Origin of the sequence: Chitinophaga sp. W3I9, assembly GCF_050434025.1 — a bacterium.
Lineage (GTDB): Bacteria > Bacteroidota > Bacteroidia > Chitinophagales > Chitinophagaceae > Chitinophaga.
In genome coordinates this window covers 4,571,808-4,587,619 of the sequence record NZ_JBNPWC010000001.1, presented here as the reverse complement: position 1 = coordinate 4,587,619, position 15,812 = coordinate 4,571,808, and the positions used below count along the sequence as shown (strand labels likewise).

Genomic DNA, 15,812 nt, shown 5'->3' with positions numbered 1-15,812 from the left:
AAAATATACGAATAAATATGCGCGGCATACCGATGCTTTGTATGGCCCTTCTGGCAACTTTAACTGCCGGGGCACAACAGTTCAGCAGGGCTGATACGCTGAGAGGCAGTATTACTCCTCAGCGTGCCTGGTGGGATGTTACCAGCTACGACCTCCATGTACAGGTAAACCCGGACGACAGTACCTTCAGCGGTTTCAATACGATTACCTATGAGGTGCTGAAAACCGATTCAGTGATGCAGATAGATCTGCAGATACCGATGGTGATAGACAGCGTGGTGCAGGATAAGAAGCCGCTCACCTTTACCCGCGACGGCAATGCCTGGTTTATAAAAATGACAATTCCACAGGTAAAAGATAAATCAAAAAAGATCACCGTGTATTACAGCGGCAAACCCCGCAAGGCGTTGAAAGCGCCGTGGGATGGCGGTGTTGTATGGTCGACAGACGACAAAGGCCGTCCGTGGATAGCCACTGCCTGCCAGGGTTTGGGCGCCAGCATCTGGTGGCCCAACAAAGACACACAAAGTGATGAGCCCGAAGACATGACCATCAGCGTTACCGTTCCTGCCGACCTCACCGATGTATCCAATGGCCGTTTAAAAAAGACCATCGACAATCCCGATGGCACCCGGACCTTTGTATGGTATGTAGGCAGCCCTATCAACAACTATGACGTAGCAGTGAACGTAGGTAATTATATAGAGATGAAAGATACCTGGCACGGTGAAGGCGGTAAACTGGATCTTGGTTTCTGGGTATTGGATTATAATGAAGACAAGGCAAGGGAACATTTCAAAGTAGTGAAGCCTATGCTGAAATGCTTTGAATACTGGTTTGGCAAGTATCCTTTTTATAAAGACAGCTACAAGCTGATAGAAGCACCGTTCCTGGGTATGGAGCACCAGAGTGGTGTGGCTTATGGCAACAAATACCTCATGGGGTATTCCGGCAGGGATCTTTCCGGTACCGGCTGGGGATTGAAATGGGACTTCCTCATTATCCATGAAAGTGGCCACGAATGGTTTGGCAACAGTATCACCAGCAAAGACCTGGCAGACATGTGGATCCATGAGTCTTTTACCAACTACTCCGAAACTCTTTTTACTGAATGCCAGTATGGACATAAGGCCGCTGAGGAATATGTACAGGGAATCCGTAAGAATATTTTAAATGATGTGCCCATCATTCCGCCTTATGGTGTTAATGCAGAGGGAAGCGGTGATATGTATTATAAAGGCGCCAACATGCTGCACAATATCCGGCAGATCATGGAAAACGACGAGGCCTTCCGCCAAATGTTGCGTGGGCTGAACAAAACATTCTATCACCAAACGGTAACCACGCAGGAGGTAGAACAATACATCAGCCAGGCAGTAGGTATGAACCTGGATAAAGTATTTGACCAGTACCTGCGTCATACCACTATTCCTACACTGGAGTACCGCTTCAATGGTCAGCAGATCCAATACCGCTGGGTGTCTGATGTAAAAGACTTTAATATGCCGGTGAAAGTGAAGCTGAGTGATAGCGGGTTTAAGCTGATATACCCGGGCACTTTATGGCGGAGTTCCAATATTACTTTAGGCGACCTCAAGAACTTTGAAGTAGATAAAAACTTCTATATTAAATCCAGGCAGGTGAAATAAAGATGCGTGCAAAATAAAAAGAGGGGTCTGCTGATAGCAGACCCCTCTTTTTATTTTATCGTTTCAGTAATTTGAAGGCGTGACCGGTGCTGTCATTCAGGAACCCGTAGGCGGCCCATAAAATAGAGAGTGGTTCAATACTGCGGCTCATTTCTATCCTTCCCATATCTGCCACATCGAGCCAGCCTATCTGGTGCAGGAGGTTGATGACTTCGCGCTTCGCATCGTTGTTATTGCCGGCGATAAACATGGTAGGGGCTCCTTCTTTGAGTTCCGGGAGCAGCATTTTTTCGTGGCCAATACAGCTGAGTGCCTTTACTACATTGGCATCCGGCGGCAGCCAGGCTTGTATTTGTTCCCCTGCGGAGTTGTTGTGACCGATGGTGAAGGTGAGTCGTCCGTTTTCATCGGGGCCTTTGCCATCGAGTGGATTGGTAACATCCACTACTGTTTTGGATTTAAAGTTCCATATCCCGGCGGCTTCAATGGCTTTTTTGGTACCGGCCCAGCTGGTGCAGATCAGCAACAGTTCCCCGAATTCGGCTGCCTGTCTGAAAGTGCCTGCCGTAGCCTGCTTACCCTGCTTCTTTATCCATTGCTGCAAAGATTCCCTCGAGGGATTACGGGTACCGATTGTAACATGATGTCCTGTTTGAATAAGCCCTTTACCAAGAGTTAAACCAACGGGACCGCTTCCAAGGATACCGATTTTCATGAGCGTAGATTAGTAGATTAATTTTAAGTGCGAATTATGAAGATACTTAAAATTGGGGAGAACTAAGCGTAGGTTGTCTTTCTCGCTGATTACGCTGATTTTACTGATTTTACTTTTGGATTTATTGGGGAGATGTGAGCGGATTTTGTCTTACTCAGGATTACGCTGATTTAACTGATTATATCTTTTATGATTTTGGGAGATATAAGCCAATATATCCGCTTATATCTCCCAAAATCATATAGAATCCAAAGTGTTCAAATCCCTTAATCAATAAAATCAGCGTAATCCTGAGTAAGACAGCCTACGCTTAGATCTCCCCTGGCACTCGCTTAGGACATGCTTAATACATGCCTTTGCCATGGGCTAAACATGGAGGTAACGTGGAGGTGACGTGGACTTGATCATGTATCCAGCTCCTGTAGCAGGTATCCGAGGAATTTTTGCATGCCTTGTCGCTTTGCGGGCGTTAACGGATAACTGATATTATGAATATAATAAGTGGTAAGATCGTAGACTGCATAAGGGTTTTCGGCCACTACTGCCGGGATGTTCTGAATACCGATGCCGGTGGCGTTGTTAAATGCGGTGATAAACTCAGCGGGCAGTTGTTTATTACTGATCCAGGCGGCGAATACAAATGGCAGGCTGGTAAAGCGCACCCAGTGTTCAGCGAGGTCGTATATATATGGCGAAACGGTGCGTTGTTCCAGGGCGCGGTCGCCGATCACCAAACCAGCGTCAGTTCCCCTGATTTTGTCCTGGTAATCCCCGTTGGTATCTACAAACTCCACACCAAGCTTCCAGTATTCACGTACCAGTACTTTGAGTAAGGCTACGGAGGTACGGCTCTGGTAATCGAGGTAAATACGTTTTATTTCGTTTAAGGGCACCTCGCTGTATAAACAAACAGATGCCACAGGTCCTTCGGCTCCGATACAATAATCTGCTATGATATGATATTCCTTCAATTTAGGGATAATGGCTACCGGCACCAGTGCTACGTCTACCTCTCCATCTATCAGCTGCTGGGCTATTTTAGCGGGATAATCCATCGATAATTCCATCATTTCCATCACCGGATGATTCCTGAATCCATACAATAAAGGCTTCGTATTCAAATAACTTACAGCCGCAACTTTTACTTTCCGTTCCAATTTCAGTAATTTTGAAGCTGCAAAAGTAATTAAATCCCGGTTAACAAGTTCCAAATGAATAATTGTGGTCCTGTAAATCAGGATTTAGGGAGAACTTGCAGCCATTCAAACATGTTAATAGTAATACTGGAATACATACATTATGCAACTACAACCTTTAACTGCCATTTCTCCGCTGGACGGGCGCTATCGCAAACAACTGGACGAGCTGGCCAATTATTTTTCTGAATTTGCGTTGATCCGTTACCGTGTGATGGTAGAGGTGGAATATTTTATTGCGCTCTCCGAGCAGAAGCTGTTTACGCTGCCGAAAGCCAAGTTCCCTGCCCTGCGTAAAATCTACCAGGAGTTCACCATCGAGAACGCACAACTGATCAAAGACACAGAGAAAATTACCAACCACGACGTAAAGGCAGTTGAATATTTTCTAAAGAATGAATTGAAGAACCTGGGTTTGGAAGACAAACTGGAGTGGGTGCATTTCGGTCTTACTTCACAGGATGTAAACAATACTGCTACCCCACTGCTGTGGAAAGATGCCATAGAGCACGTGTACATGCCCGCGCTGGCCAATATGATCCTGGAGCTGAAAAAACTTGGCTTATCCTGGATGAAAGTGCCAATGCTGGCACGTACCCACGGTCAGCCAGCCTCGCCCACCATTTTGGGTAAAGAGATCCTGGTGTTCGTAGAACGCCTCGAAGGACAGGTAAACCTGCTGGGACATATTCCTTTCGCTGCAAAGTTTGGCGGCGCCACCGGCAACTTCAACGCGCATCATGTGGCTTTCCCGAAGATCAACTGGGAAAAGTTCGGGGAGAAGTTTGTGAACACCACACTGGGCCTGCAACGTATGAAGTATACCACGCAAATTGAGCATTATGACAACATCTCCGCTCAATTTGACGCGTTGAAACGGATCAACACTATTTTGCTGGACTTCTGCCGTGATATATGGACTTATATCTCCATGGATTACTTTAAACAGAAGATCAAGAAGGATGAAGTAGGTTCTTCTGCGATGCCGCATAAAGTAAACCCCATTGATTTTGAAAATGCAGAAGGTAACCTCGGACTGGCTAACGCCCTGTTTGAGCACCTGAGCGCCAAGCTGCCTGTTTCCCGCCTGCAGCGCGACCTCACCGATTCTACTGTATTGCGTAACCTCGGTGTTCCGTTTGGTCACACCTTACTGGCTACCAAATCTATCCAGAAAGGATTGGGTAAACTGATCCTGAATGAAGCTAAACTGAAAGATGACCTGGAAAATAACTGGGCCGTGGTAGCAGAAGCTATTCAAACCGTATTACGCCGTGAAAACTATCCGCAGCCATATGAAGCCCTGAAAGAGCTGACCCGCGGCGGAGAACAGATCACACAGAAAAGTATGCATAAATTTGTGGACGGACTGAAGATCAGCGCTGCCCTCAAAAAAGAACTGAAAGCCATCACACCACACAACTACACCGGTTTGTGGTAAGCATAAAAACATAAAAGCTCCGTCTTATAAGACGGAGCTTTTTTTTACTTTCTGACTCCCGAAAGCAACTTACGGTGTTCAATGCGTTAGTAGCGTAATAGCCGCGGTTAATCAAACGCTGTCAAATGTGTATTAATTTTTACGCTCCTATCCTTTCTGTTGTTACGGGTATCGCCGTTATCCATCTCTCCTGTTATGTACATAAACTGCCTGCATAGGTCGCGCTGACCAGTGCACCAGATCTTTTCAGAGAAAATGTTTGCTTGTCATCTACCGGGATACCGGGGGTATAACAACTCGGGGTAGGTTCTAAAAGCTGTTACAAAGATAGGCAATAACATAGTATGAGAAAATTATCACAGGCGTTTTTTTGTTAATAAGCGGTTAACGCGGATTTTGTCTTGAGCACTGATTACGCTGATTATACTGATTAACTGGATTTTGTTTTTTTTGATTTTTTGATTTTAAAATCATTTGGGGAGATATAAGCGACAATATCCCCTTATATCTCCCCAAATCATTTAAAATCCAAAGTGATCAATCCTTTAAATCAGTATAATCAGCGTAATCAGTGCTCAAGACAACCTTCGCGCCAAAGGCGTTTGCCTAAAACACGTCCTTCAGGTGTTCCAGCTCGTACGTTTCTCCGGAAAATGTGATCGCAATAATATCAAACCGGATGGCCGGCGGGTTGAGGTTATAATGCAGCAGGTAATCAGTTGCCACACTGCGGATATGTTCTTCCTTGCGGGCGTTCACTGCTTCTTCGGGCCAGCCGAAACGATCTGTGCTGCGTGTTTTTACTTCTATGAAATAAATCTGTTCACTTTTCCGGGCGATGATATCGATTTCCCTCCTGCCGGATTTCCAGTTTACATGCAGGATATCACAATACCGGCGAACATAAGCCTGTGCAATTGACTCGCCCTGTTGCCCCAGGGACAGATGATTGACCATTTGTTATTGGGTTTGGGTTATCACAAACAACTGCCTGAATAATTTACTTCCCGGTGCGGGGGAATTATTTACACTTAACACCTATTTTTGCAGGCATATAAAATTATCGATTCCCTGGTATTTAACAAGTAAAAACAGATTACTATATATGAACTTATTCAGACTGGAAGGAAAAGTACAGCACTACGCATGGGGCGGACACAACTATATTCCTGAGCTGTTGGGAATAGCCCCTTCAAATCAGCCCAGTGCAGAATACTGGATGGGCGCGCATCCCAGCGCACCATCCACTGTTACTACCGCCAGCGGACAACTGCCGCTGAATGAACTGATCGGCCAGGATCCGGCCAACATTACCGGGCCTGCGGTATGGGAACGATTCAAGGAGCTGCCTTTTCTTTTTAAGATCCTGGATGTAAAAGACATGTTATCTATCCAGGTACATCCTACCAAAAGTGAAGCGGAGAAAGGTTTTGCAAGAGAAAATGCTGAAGGCATTCCATTGAGCGCCCCTAACCGTAACTACAAAGACGATAACCATAAACCTGAAATTATGGTGGCCCTGAGTGAGTTCTATCTCCTTCATGGCTTCTTACCGCATGAACAATTGCTGGAAGTGCTGAAAACCGTTCCGGAATTCACTTCACTGGTAAGCATATACGAAAAAGAAAGTTATTATGGCCTGTATAAAAATGTAATGGAAATGCCGCAGTCGCTGGTGAACATCCTTCTCCGCCCGCTGACAGACCGCCTGATCCTTCCTTACAAAGCCAATAAGCTGTCGAAAACCGATCCTGGCTTCTGGGCCGCCCGTGCGGTTTTAAACGACCCTAACAGCAGGGAAAAACTGGATCGTGGTATCTTCTCTATTTACTTCTTTAATATCATGCAGGTGCAACCGGGTGATGCGGTATTCCAGGACGCCGGCATCCCGCATGCTTACCTGGAAGGCCAGAACGTAGAGCTGATGGCCAATTCAGACAATGTACTGCGCGGCGGTCTTACCCCGAAACATGTGGACGTACCGGAACTCCTGAAGCATACCCGTTTTGAGGGCGTGCATCCGAATATCATTAAAGGCGATGTAAGCGCTGATGGCCTGGAGAGAATATATCCTTCCCCGGCGCCGGATTTTGCGGTAAGTAAAATCGATCTCACTGCCGGACAAGTGTATAAACACACCGCCAAAGCCGCGGAAATACTGATTGTAATGAAAGGCAACGCCACCATTAAAGGTGAGGATACACTGGCGCTGCAAAAAGGGCAATGCGCTTTCACCGCCTACGGCGCCACCTACGAGATCAGCACTGACAGCGGAGCGGAGCTGTTCAAGGCAACAGCGGGTATCTGATCGCCTCCGGCGATGCGGAGGTTGTCTTGAGCACTGATTACGCTGATTATACTGATTAAGGGATTGATCAATTTGGATTTTAAAGGATTAAGGGAGATATAAGCGAATATAGCCGCTTATATCTCCCTTAATTATTATTTAAGAAAATCTAAGAAATCAAAAAAAATCCAAAAGTAAAAATCCAACTAATCAGTATAATCAGCGTAATCAGTGCTCAAGACAACCTCCGCGTCGTCAAATAACGATCACGGTTTTCCCTTTGCCTTTCGCCTGACGGCTCAGGGCTATGGCGGCCGGAACGTCTTCCAGTTTGATTTTATTTTCTACGGGGATGGTGAGTGCGCCCCGGTCAATGGCTAATGTGAGGGTATCCAGTGAGGCGGCGCTGCCTTGTGTTTCGAAGTTGCCTCCGCGGATGTTCCGGTCTTTCAGCGCATCTTCCTTTGCTACGAACATGGTGGTAAGGGCTGCGCTGCCTGGTTTCAGCAGATCCAGGTTTGCCTCAAATGCGGCGGCGTTGCTTACCAGGTCGATCAGGCCGTCGAGTCCCTGTGGGAACTTTTCCTTTACCTGTTGCGTTAACGGCGCTTCTTTATAGTTGATGGTGATGGTGGCGCCCAGTTTCTTCATTCTTTCAGCGCCCGCATCGTCTGATACAGTGGCAATTACCTGTAAGCCCTGGGCGGCGGCCAGTTGTACTGCAAACGAGCCAACACCGCCGGTGGCGCCGTTGATCAGCAGCGTATTTCCTTCCTGGAGATCCAGTTTATCCAGTAATTGCTGGGCGGTCATACCGGAGGTAGGCACCGCTGCCGCTTCCACGGCCGACAGGCTGGATGGCGCTTTGGTAAGCCCGGATTTCTCCGGCACAATGGCGTATTCGGCATAGGAGCCTTCACCGATGGGCGAATGAATAAACTGTCCGTATACCTTATCTCCTGCTTTAAACCGGGTAACGCCCTCTCCCACTTCTTCAATGGTACCGGCTCCATCTACGCCCATGATGAGCGGAAACTGGTGTTTGGTTTTCCCGTCGTCCATAATGCCATCGATCATTTTCCAGTCGAACGGATTCATTCCCGCTGCGGCCACTTTTATCAGCACGGTGCCTGGTCGTACTACGGGTTTCGGCAGGTCCATCACTTCAGGAATGTCTTTGAATTTTGATACGGCTACGGCTTTCATAATTATGTTTTTTTAATGTAGAAAGATGTTTTCATGATTACAGTCTCGGATCGACCGGTTCGCTCTCCAGCGCTAAAATACCAAATACGCATTGATGTACGGACTGTAAAGGTGCATTATTTACAAACCGGTCGAGCCCTTCGAGGCCCAGTGCGAATTCGCGCAGCGCCAGTGAACGTTTGCCAGATAGCTTGCGGCTGCGCAAACGGTGGAGGTTTTCCGGCGCATCGTATTCAGGACCATAGATAATGCGCAGGTATTCTTTTCCGCGGATCTTTACGGCGGGCTGAATGAGTCCTTTTGCATCGCGGGCAACAAAAACAGATGGCTTGATCACCATGCCTTCGCCACCGGCGGCGGTAAGGTTTTCCCACCAGGTGACTGCTGCTTTTTCACTGGCTTCATTACCGATTTCCACTTCCAGGAAGGGAGTAGCCAGCAGTAATTGTTCATCTCCGGCGCAGATATTTTTTATGGCAGACAGGTGCCATTCATGGTCTTTATCGAAATACGTTTTTCCTTCCGTGGCCATGATATGGAACGGCGCCAGCTTATAATCGTCCAATGATGCCACCGGCCAGCAATATTGGCGGTATGCTTTTACGTAGCTGCTGGTTTGCTTGAGGCGGCGGGAATATTTTTCCAGCAACGCCTGTGCCGGCACGCCCTGTGAAATGGCTTGCTGTAATGCATCTACCACAACGGGCAACGCCTGGCCTGCAGCAGTACCTACGGCGGCATACTGGTTTTGCAGCAATGCCTGCGCCTTTGCGCTCCAGGGCATCAATTCTGTATCCAGGCATACCCAGTCGGTGTTAAAGGTTTCGTAAAAACCGGTGTTGATCAGCGCTGTGTTGATGCGGGCAATGAAGTCCTGTTCTGTTTGTTTATCGCTGAAGAAGCTGCGACCTGTTCTCGTATATACTACTCCGTTACCTCCGCCTGCAATACCGAAACGTTTTACGGCGGTGGCCTCGTCGCGGCAAACTATTACCACAGCGCGGGAACCCATATGTTTCTCTTCACAAATAACTTTTGCTATTCCTGCTTCTCTATAATACTGCAGGCCCTCTGCGGGGTGCTCCAGCATTCCTTCTTCGCGGCTGGTTTCAGCGGGCGACATAGTGGGTGGCAGGTATATAAGCCAACGCGGGTTGATGGCAAAGCGGCTCATTGCTTCCAATGCGGCAATGTTGTTCTCTTCCCGGATGGTAATGCTATGGCTATAGTTTGTTTGCAGTATTTTCTTCCCGATAAAATCTTCTATGTCCAGTACGTTATCATATTGTTGCTCCAGTGTCAGCGCGCTTTCTGCATTATAGCCTATGGGCCGGGCCGGCGCTGCATACTGTTCTTTTGCCGGTACCGATACCAATATTTTTTCGGGATAACGCAATGCGGTAAGGGTAGCGCCAAATACGCAACCTGTGTCTATGTCGATGGTATTGTTTAAAAATCTCGCTTCAGGAACCGGTGTGTGGCCATATACCACCATTGCCTTCCCTTTGTATTCCAGCGCCCAGTTATATCTTACCGGCAGGCCGAATTCATCTGTTTCACCGGTGGTTTCCCCATACAAACAAAACTCCCTTACAGCGCCGGAACCGCGCCCCTGCATGCTTTCTTTCAATCCGGCGTGTGCTACTACCAGTTTACCGTCGTCCAGTACATAATGACTTACAAGGCCATCTAAAAAGAGTTTTACCGCCGCGATGAACTCCGGCGATTCGCCAGCCAGTTGGGCCGCCGTTGCTTCGAGGCCATGCCGCAGCTGCACATTTTTTCCATTCAGGTAGCGGAGCAGTTTGGCGTCGTGGTTTCCCGGTACACAAAGCGCGAGGCCATTGTTTATCATGTTCATGACCAACCGCAATACCTGCGGTGATTTCGGGCCGCGATCTACCAGGTCGCCTACAAACACAGGTTTACGGAAACGCGTGTATCCCTCTGCGTTAGTAGTGAGCGGTGCGCTGATCAGGCTGCAGTTTTCTTTATCTACTTCGTAACCCAATGTATCCAGCAAGGTGCATAGCTCATCGTAGCACCCGTGTACATCTCCTATGATATCAAAAGGTCCGTGTTCATCTTTCTTATTATTGTAGAGCGGGTTACGGATAACTGTTTCCAGCTGTTCCACTTCTTCCGGCGAGTGCAGTTCAAATATATGCCGGAAACCTTCTTCCCGGAGGTAACGGATACCGCGCCGGAGCTGACTGATCTGCTGCGGAATCACATGCGCACCGAAGTTACGGTCGCTCCGCAGCTGGTTGCGCTCCTGGCATACTTTCTCTGCCATATTAAGCACAATTGCTACCGGCAATACATGATACTCACGGGCCAGCCGCACCCATTCTTTGCGGGTTTCCGGCTGAACATTGGTGGCGTCGATCACGGTAAGCAGCCCCAGTTTCAATCGCTTCGCGGCTATAAACCTGACTACTTCAAAAGCATCGGTAGTAACAGCCTGGTTATTTTCATCATCGCTGATCAAACCGCGGCAAACATCAGACGAAATAATTTCGGTGGGCTTGAAAAAGCGGCGGGCAAAGGTAGACTTGCCGGCGCCTGAAGGGCCGATCAATAATACCAGTGAAAGTTCCGGCAGGGAGATATGTGATAATTGTCTATTTCTTCGGGACATAAAATTCGTCTCTTATGCTGATTAACAGCTTTGCTGCCAGTTCCGGGTCCGGGTGATCCGGAAGATCAGAGGCAGCATACAGCTGTTCCATGTCATTTAATTTTTGGGCAGCCATATCCAGCAATTCCTCATACGTGAACTCACCGTTGCGGATACGAAGCAGGAAATCGCGGTCGTTGCGGTAAACGCGCACTTCCTTGTATAATGCAATCTCTTCTGCCATGGTGAGCAGACGGAAAGTATGCATCATGTGTTTGCTGTCGTAGTCTGCCCCCAGTTCTTTATTATGCTCATAGCGGGCTTCATTGCGGAGTTCCACCCATTCCCAGTAGGCTGCAAAGTCTTTGCAATATACCGTATAGCCATCTTTGTTAAACTGCATAATCGCCAACGGATCCGGTCCTTTCGGGATGCTGCTGAGTTGTACGTCGTTCGCATCTGCACCGGAGAAAATACCTTTAAAGGTAACGCCGGGTTCAAACTGGCTGGTATGGTACAACGCATAAACATCGCGGAAGTGATCTATCCGTGCGAGCCCGCAGTCACTTTGCAGAAGATCATTTTCGTGCATCCATTCCCGTAAGGGAATGCTCCGGCTGCCGGCAATCACGTAACAAAACTCGGTGATGTTTTTCCGTTCTGTTCCGTGCGACTGATTGATCTTTTTGTTCAGTCCGCGGGCTTTCTTTATCTGTGTTTTGGCATAGCCTGCAAAGGTTTCCAGACAAAGTTTTGACAGGAAGTCGCGGGGCTGAATGAGGTTCATCAGCGGATGCCGGAACAACTGGTTGCCGTTGGCGGTACTCAGCAGTTCCAGGATATTAGGATTGTTTTTATCCAGTAGTTCCAGGAAGCGTTTTATTTCAAAATATACTTCGTCGTTGCTTTGATTGGCCACCTGCGGTGTGTAGATCATCCCATACAGTTCACGTTGCGGTAATATGAACACGCCTTTGATATCTGTATCTGAGGTGGGTACCTGGAGGTTATATGCCCTGCTGCCGCTGATGCATTCCAGCAGGATATATTCCCGTTGTTGTTGCAGTGCTTCAAAAGTCATACGAAATATATTTCCGGAAAAGCGTATCCAGTTCCGCGGTATCGTTTTTTATAGCGGGCAGTTCAGCAGCCTGCATTTTGCAATCTTCCAAAGTATATGCCATCCACTGATGCAATGTTTCATCAGGCGCTACCGTGGCTTGCTCATCTGCGGTGGCTTTTAATTCCAGCAGTTTGTCGATAACGGCCTGGATGCTATCATCTTTGATTAAGGTACGCAGCGGCGCCAATTCCATCGGCGGCACTCCTTTACCGGCAAGGATCCACTGGCAGGCCAGCATAGGGCGCAATACATAAAAGTACTTCTTCAGTTTAATGGCTTCTCCCTGTAATTCGTTGGAGAAAACATTAAAGGCCATAGACAGGTAATGATGACAACCTGAGCGTGGCGAGAAATACTTCCCCATCAGGCTTGTGAGGGTTTGCTTAAAGTCCGTTTCTTCCTTGTAGATGATGGGCGACTGTAACCATTCGTACAGGGGAGCATTGGATTTCAGGAACAGCTGTAATCCTTTGCGGATATCCCATCCGCTTACGTCCAGTACTTCATCTACCGGTAATTCAATCACATCCCGTGGTTCCGTGATACTCAGGTAGCTATCCCTGTGCCGGGTGTAAATATAGCGCACATCGTAGTCGCTGTCGGGCGATTCAAAACCCCATGCGCGGCTACCGGATTCGCAGGCATATAATACTTTTACCTGGTGTTGTTGTTCCAGTTCCTCTATCTTCTCTAATATAATGTCTCTCATAATGATCGTTTAAATAATGCCAGCTGGCTGGGTCCTCCCAGTGTTTCATCTGTTTCTCCAAGTGGTCTGAAGGATACAATATAGCCAAATTGTGCGGCTACGCGGTTGGCCCATGTTTCAAATTCTGCGCGCGTCCATTCAAAACGGTGATCGCCGTGCCGGAATGAGCCAGCAGCAAGCTTTTCATACATCACGTTATATTCTGCATTTACGGTGGTCATGATCACATGGGCAGGCCGTGCATATTCAAAAACTACTTTTTCCAGGGCTGACAGGCGGGATTCGTCCAGGTGTTCTATCACTTCCACCAATACGCCGGCATCAAAACCTTCCAGTCGTTTATCCCTGTACGTTAGTGATCCCTGGATGAGTTGTATACGGTTACGCTGCATTTCAGGCAGGCGGTCCAGTTTCAGTTTATCCTGTGCAATTTCCAGTGATCGGTAGCTTACATCCATTCCCAGGATCTTTTTGAACTGTGTTTTTTCCACCAGGAGGCGGAGCAGCTTGCCTTCTCCGCAGCCCATGTCTGCCACGGTGGACACGTTTAGTTCCAGGAGTATATCCCTTACCGTTAGCAGGCGGAGATCGTGCAGTTTCACTTTATCTTTTGCCGGTTTTTCTTCTACCGGTAATACTTCATCCTTCATGATCAGCTCCAGCGCCTGTTTTGCGAGTGGTGCGATATTCCGGAGGTAGCGGCGGGTAATGAGTTCTTTGGCAGGATGTGTATCCAGCCAGCCCTCTCCTTTCTCCATCAGCTTTTCAATTTCATGGCCGCCCACGAAATAATGTTTGTCGTTGTCACAAACCGGCACCAGGATATACAGGTGTCTGAGGATTGTTTTCAGCGGCAATGTGTGGCGGAGTGTTACATTGAAATAGCGACTCTGCCCCCATTCGGGATATTGTTCATCCAGCAGGTGCGATTGTACCGTTACTTCATAGCCCAGTGGCTCAAAGAATTGTCGGAGTAAAGGTTCGCCGCCTTTCACCGGTAACACGGACAGGCCAATTTCAAACGGAATGGCTTCATCTACCAGGTGTGGCTTATCTTTACAACGCCCGTTCATGGCGGTGGCGAAGGCTTGAGAGATGGCGGCGCTCATAAACGACGAGGCCACATACGGGCGGTCGTTTACATATTGTTCCAGTGCAAAGTCGTGGCCGTTACCGTTTCCACGTACCAGTCTTACAGGATCAATGTCCAGCAGTAAAGCGGCGGTGCAGGCATGGTCGGTTGCTTCCGGGTAAAAGATGTGTGCACTCCCTGCGGTCAGTTCAACGGTTTGTACTTTAGCGGGATGTTTATGCAACAGGTAGCCCAGGTCTGTGGCGGGGTAACGTTTGGTGGTAATAGTTAATAACATCGGTCAACTGCGTTTCTTCACGTAAACATGCATTTTGTAATTATGCTGCCGAAGATATTATTTTTTGTGTGAGAACCATGTTAAAATATTTTGTTATTGCAATTAGTCTACTATATTTGTAGACTTATACTCAAACCTTTAAACTTTCCGGTTATGTCCAGTAAGCCATTACATTTTGACACTTTACAGGTGCATGCGGGTTATCAGCCTGAATCCTCTACCCATGCTGCCGCAGTGCCTATTTACCAAACCACGTCTTATACTTTTGAGAGTGCAGAACATGCGGCGGATCTGTTTCAGTTGAAGCAGTTTGGTAACATTTATACCCGTATTATGAACCCCACCACGGATGTATTTGAGAAGAGAGTGGCGGCACTGGAGGGCGGCGTGGGCGCGCTGGCAGTGGCTTCGGGGCAGGCAGCCCAGTTTATTGCCCTGCATAATATCCTGTTACCGGGAGATAATTTTGTAACCTCTTCCTATTTGTATGGCGGCACTTTTAACCAGTTTAAAGTAAGTTTCAAGCGTATTGGCGTAGAGGCGCGTTTTGCGGATCTTGATAACCCGGAGAGTTTTGAAGCATTGATTGATGCCAATACAAAAGCGCTTTACGTGGAAACCATCGGTAACCCGGGGTTTGCCATTCCTGATTTTGAAAAGATCAGTGCCATAGCGCGCAAGCACGATATTCCGCTGGTAGTGGATAATACATTTGGCGCAGCGGGTTACCTGGCCCGTCCGCTGGAACACGGCGCCAACGTAGTGGTAGAAGCAGCCACCAAATGGATTGGCGGGCATGGCACCAGTATTGGCGGTATTATTGTCGATGGTGGCAACTATAACTGGGGCAATGGTAAGTTTGTGCAGTTCAGCGAGCCTGATGAGGCGTATCATGGCATGAAATTCTGGGAAGTATTCGGCTCCCACAGCCCGTTTGGCAACATTGCCTACATTATCAGGGCACGTGTGGCCGGCTTGCGCAGCTGGGGACCGGCACTGGCGCCACAAAACTCTTTCCTGTTCCTGCAGGGGCTGGAAACCCTCTCCCTCCGGGTACAGCGGACGGTAGATAATGCACTGGCGCTGGCACAGTGGCTGCAAGCGCATCCTCAGGTGGAATCTGTAAACTATCCTGGTTTGCCCGACAACAAATACCATGCACTGGGGAAGAAGTACCTGCAAAACGGCTTTGGCGGTGTATTGAGCTTTAAGATCAAAGGAGGAAAAGAAGTAGCTGATAAATTCGTACAGGCGTTAAAGTTAATTTACCACCTCGCTAATGTAGGCGATTCCAAAACGCTGATCATCCATCCGGCTACTACCACTCATCAGCAACTGAGCGAGGAAGAACAAAAGAAAGCGGGTGTAGCGCCGGGCGTGCTGCGCATTTCGCTGGGCATTGAACATATCAGTGATATTAAAGGAGATCTTGAACAGGCCTTCCAAACGGTGGCTTAGAAATAGTGATGGTGGCTTTTGTGATGATTCACAGAAGC

12 protein-coding genes are annotated in these 15,812 nt (G+C 48.0%); 4 read left to right on the top strand and 8 right to left on the bottom strand.

Annotated features, from left to right (window positions below):
- Positions 1 to 17: 17 nt before the first annotated feature.
- A complete protein-coding gene (locus QFZ51_RS18695; RefSeq protein ID WP_429047939.1) occupies positions 18 to 1,649 on the top strand; it encodes a M1 family metallopeptidase in 1,632 nt (543 codons plus the stop codon).
- Positions 1,650 to 1,704: 55 nt separating this feature from the next.
- Here the strand turns inward: QFZ51_RS18695 and QFZ51_RS18690 are convergent, their stop codons facing one another.
- Both QFZ51_RS18690 and QFZ51_RS18685 read right to left on the bottom strand, forming a co-directional pair.
- A complete protein-coding gene (locus QFZ51_RS18690; protein WP_429047938.1) occupies positions 1,705 to 2,364 on the bottom strand; it encodes an NADPH-dependent F420 reductase in 660 nt (219 codons plus the stop codon).
- A gap of 404 nt (positions 2,365 to 2,768) precedes the next feature.
- Positions 2,769 to 3,521, bottom strand: coding sequence for a menaquinone biosynthetic enzyme MqnA/MqnD family protein (locus QFZ51_RS18685; protein ID WP_429047936.1), 753 nt, complete (start codon positions 3,519 to 3,521; stop codon positions 2,769 to 2,771).
- A 142-nt stretch (positions 3,522 to 3,663) separates the two neighbouring features.
- Here QFZ51_RS18685 and purB point away from each other — a divergent pair, with 142 nt between their 5' ends.
- Positions 3,664 to 5,001, top strand: a complete 1,338-nt coding sequence (purB, locus tag QFZ51_RS18680; protein ID WP_429047934.1) for an adenylosuccinate lyase — start codon at positions 3,664 to 3,666, stop codon at positions 4,999 to 5,001.
- Between the two features lie 606 nt (positions 5,002 to 5,607).
- Here purB and QFZ51_RS18675 read toward each other — a convergent pair.
- Complete coding sequence (locus QFZ51_RS18675; protein ID WP_429047932.1) at positions 5,608 to 5,958, bottom strand: YraN family protein; 351 nt, start codon at positions 5,956 to 5,958, stop codon at positions 5,608 to 5,610.
- 148 nt (positions 5,959 to 6,106) lie between these two features.
- Between QFZ51_RS18675 and manA the strand changes: the two genes are divergently transcribed.
- Positions 6,107 to 7,309, top strand: coding sequence for a mannose-6-phosphate isomerase, class I (gene manA / locus QFZ51_RS18670; protein WP_429047931.1), 1,203 nt, complete (start codon positions 6,107 to 6,109; stop codon positions 7,307 to 7,309).
- Positions 7,310 to 7,543: 234 nt separating this feature from the next.
- Here manA and QFZ51_RS18665 read toward each other — a convergent pair whose 3' ends face one another.
- The 5 genes from QFZ51_RS18665 to QFZ51_RS18645 are packed head-to-tail and all read right to left on the bottom strand — an operon-like array spanning position 7,544 to position 14,316.
- On the bottom strand, positions 7,544 to 8,494 hold the full coding sequence (locus tag QFZ51_RS18665) for an NADP-dependent oxidoreductase (RefSeq protein WP_429047930.1): 951 nt from the start codon (positions 8,492 to 8,494) through the stop codon (positions 7,544 to 7,546).
- A gap of 37 nt (positions 8,495 to 8,531) precedes the next feature.
- Positions 8,532 to 11,135, bottom strand: coding sequence for a polynucleotide kinase-phosphatase (locus QFZ51_RS18660; protein WP_429047928.1), 2,604 nt, complete (start codon positions 11,133 to 11,135; stop codon positions 8,532 to 8,534).
- Complete coding sequence (locus tag QFZ51_RS18655; protein WP_429047926.1) at positions 11,119 to 12,195, bottom strand: DNA polymerase beta superfamily protein; 1,077 nt, start codon at positions 12,193 to 12,195, stop codon at positions 11,119 to 11,121. Before QFZ51_RS18655 ends, QFZ51_RS18660 begins: the two co-directional genes overlap by 17 nt.
- Positions 12,185 to 12,946, bottom strand: coding sequence for a nucleotidyltransferase domain-containing protein (locus tag QFZ51_RS18650; RefSeq protein WP_429047924.1), 762 nt, complete (start codon positions 12,944 to 12,946; stop codon positions 12,185 to 12,187). Before QFZ51_RS18650 ends, QFZ51_RS18655 begins: the two co-directional genes overlap by 11 nt.
- Positions 12,943 to 14,316, bottom strand: a complete 1,374-nt coding sequence (locus QFZ51_RS18645; RefSeq protein WP_429047922.1) for a 3' terminal RNA ribose 2'-O-methyltransferase Hen1 — start codon at positions 14,314 to 14,316, stop codon at positions 12,943 to 12,945. Before QFZ51_RS18645 ends, QFZ51_RS18650 begins: the two co-directional genes overlap by 4 nt.
- Before the next feature lie 153 nt (positions 14,317 to 14,469).
- On the opposite strand from QFZ51_RS18645, the gene QFZ51_RS18640 reads away from it, so the two are divergent.
- Entirely contained in the window at positions 14,470 to 15,774 is a 1,305-nt protein-coding gene (locus QFZ51_RS18640; RefSeq protein WP_429047921.1) for an O-acetylhomoserine aminocarboxypropyltransferase/cysteine synthase family protein, read from the top strand.
- Positions 15,775 to 15,812: the final 38 nt, after the last annotated feature.

Bases quoted from the DNA above. Each gene is read 5' to 3' on its own strand.
- manA (WP_429047931.1), top strand. From the start codon at position 6,107: ATGAACTTATTCAGACTGGAAGGAAAAGTACAGCACTACGCATGGGGC.
- QFZ51_RS18645 (WP_429047922.1), bottom strand. From the start codon at position 14,316: ATGTTATTAACTATTACCACCAAACGTTACCCCGCCACAGACCTGGGC.
- QFZ51_RS18650 (WP_429047924.1), bottom strand. From the start codon at position 12,946: ATGAGAGACATTATATTAGAGAAGATAGAGGAACTGGAACAACAACAC.
- QFZ51_RS18690 (WP_429047938.1), bottom strand. From the start codon at position 2,364: ATGAAAATCGGTATCCTTGGAAGCGGTCCCGTTGGTTTAACTCTTGGT.
- QFZ51_RS18655 (WP_429047926.1), bottom strand. From the start codon at position 12,195: ATGACTTTTGAAGCACTGCAACAACAACGGGAATATATCCTGCTGGAA.
- QFZ51_RS18695 (WP_429047939.1), top strand. From the start codon at position 18: ATGCGCGGCATACCGATGCTTTGTATGGCCCTTCTGGCAACTTTAACT.
- QFZ51_RS18660 (WP_429047928.1), bottom strand. From the start codon at position 11,135: ATGTCCCGAAGAAATAGACAATTATCACATATCTCCCTGCCGGAACTT.
- purB (WP_429047934.1), top strand. From the start codon at position 3,664: ATGCAACTACAACCTTTAACTGCCATTTCTCCGCTGGACGGGCGCTAT.
- QFZ51_RS18675 (WP_429047932.1), bottom strand. From the start codon at position 5,958: ATGGTCAATCATCTGTCCCTGGGGCAACAGGGCGAGTCAATTGCACAG.
- QFZ51_RS18640 (WP_429047921.1), top strand. From the start codon at position 14,470: ATGTCCAGTAAGCCATTACATTTTGACACTTTACAGGTGCATGCGGGT.
- QFZ51_RS18665 (WP_429047930.1), bottom strand. From the start codon at position 8,494: ATGAAAGCCGTAGCCGTATCAAAATTCAAAGACATTCCTGAAGTGATG.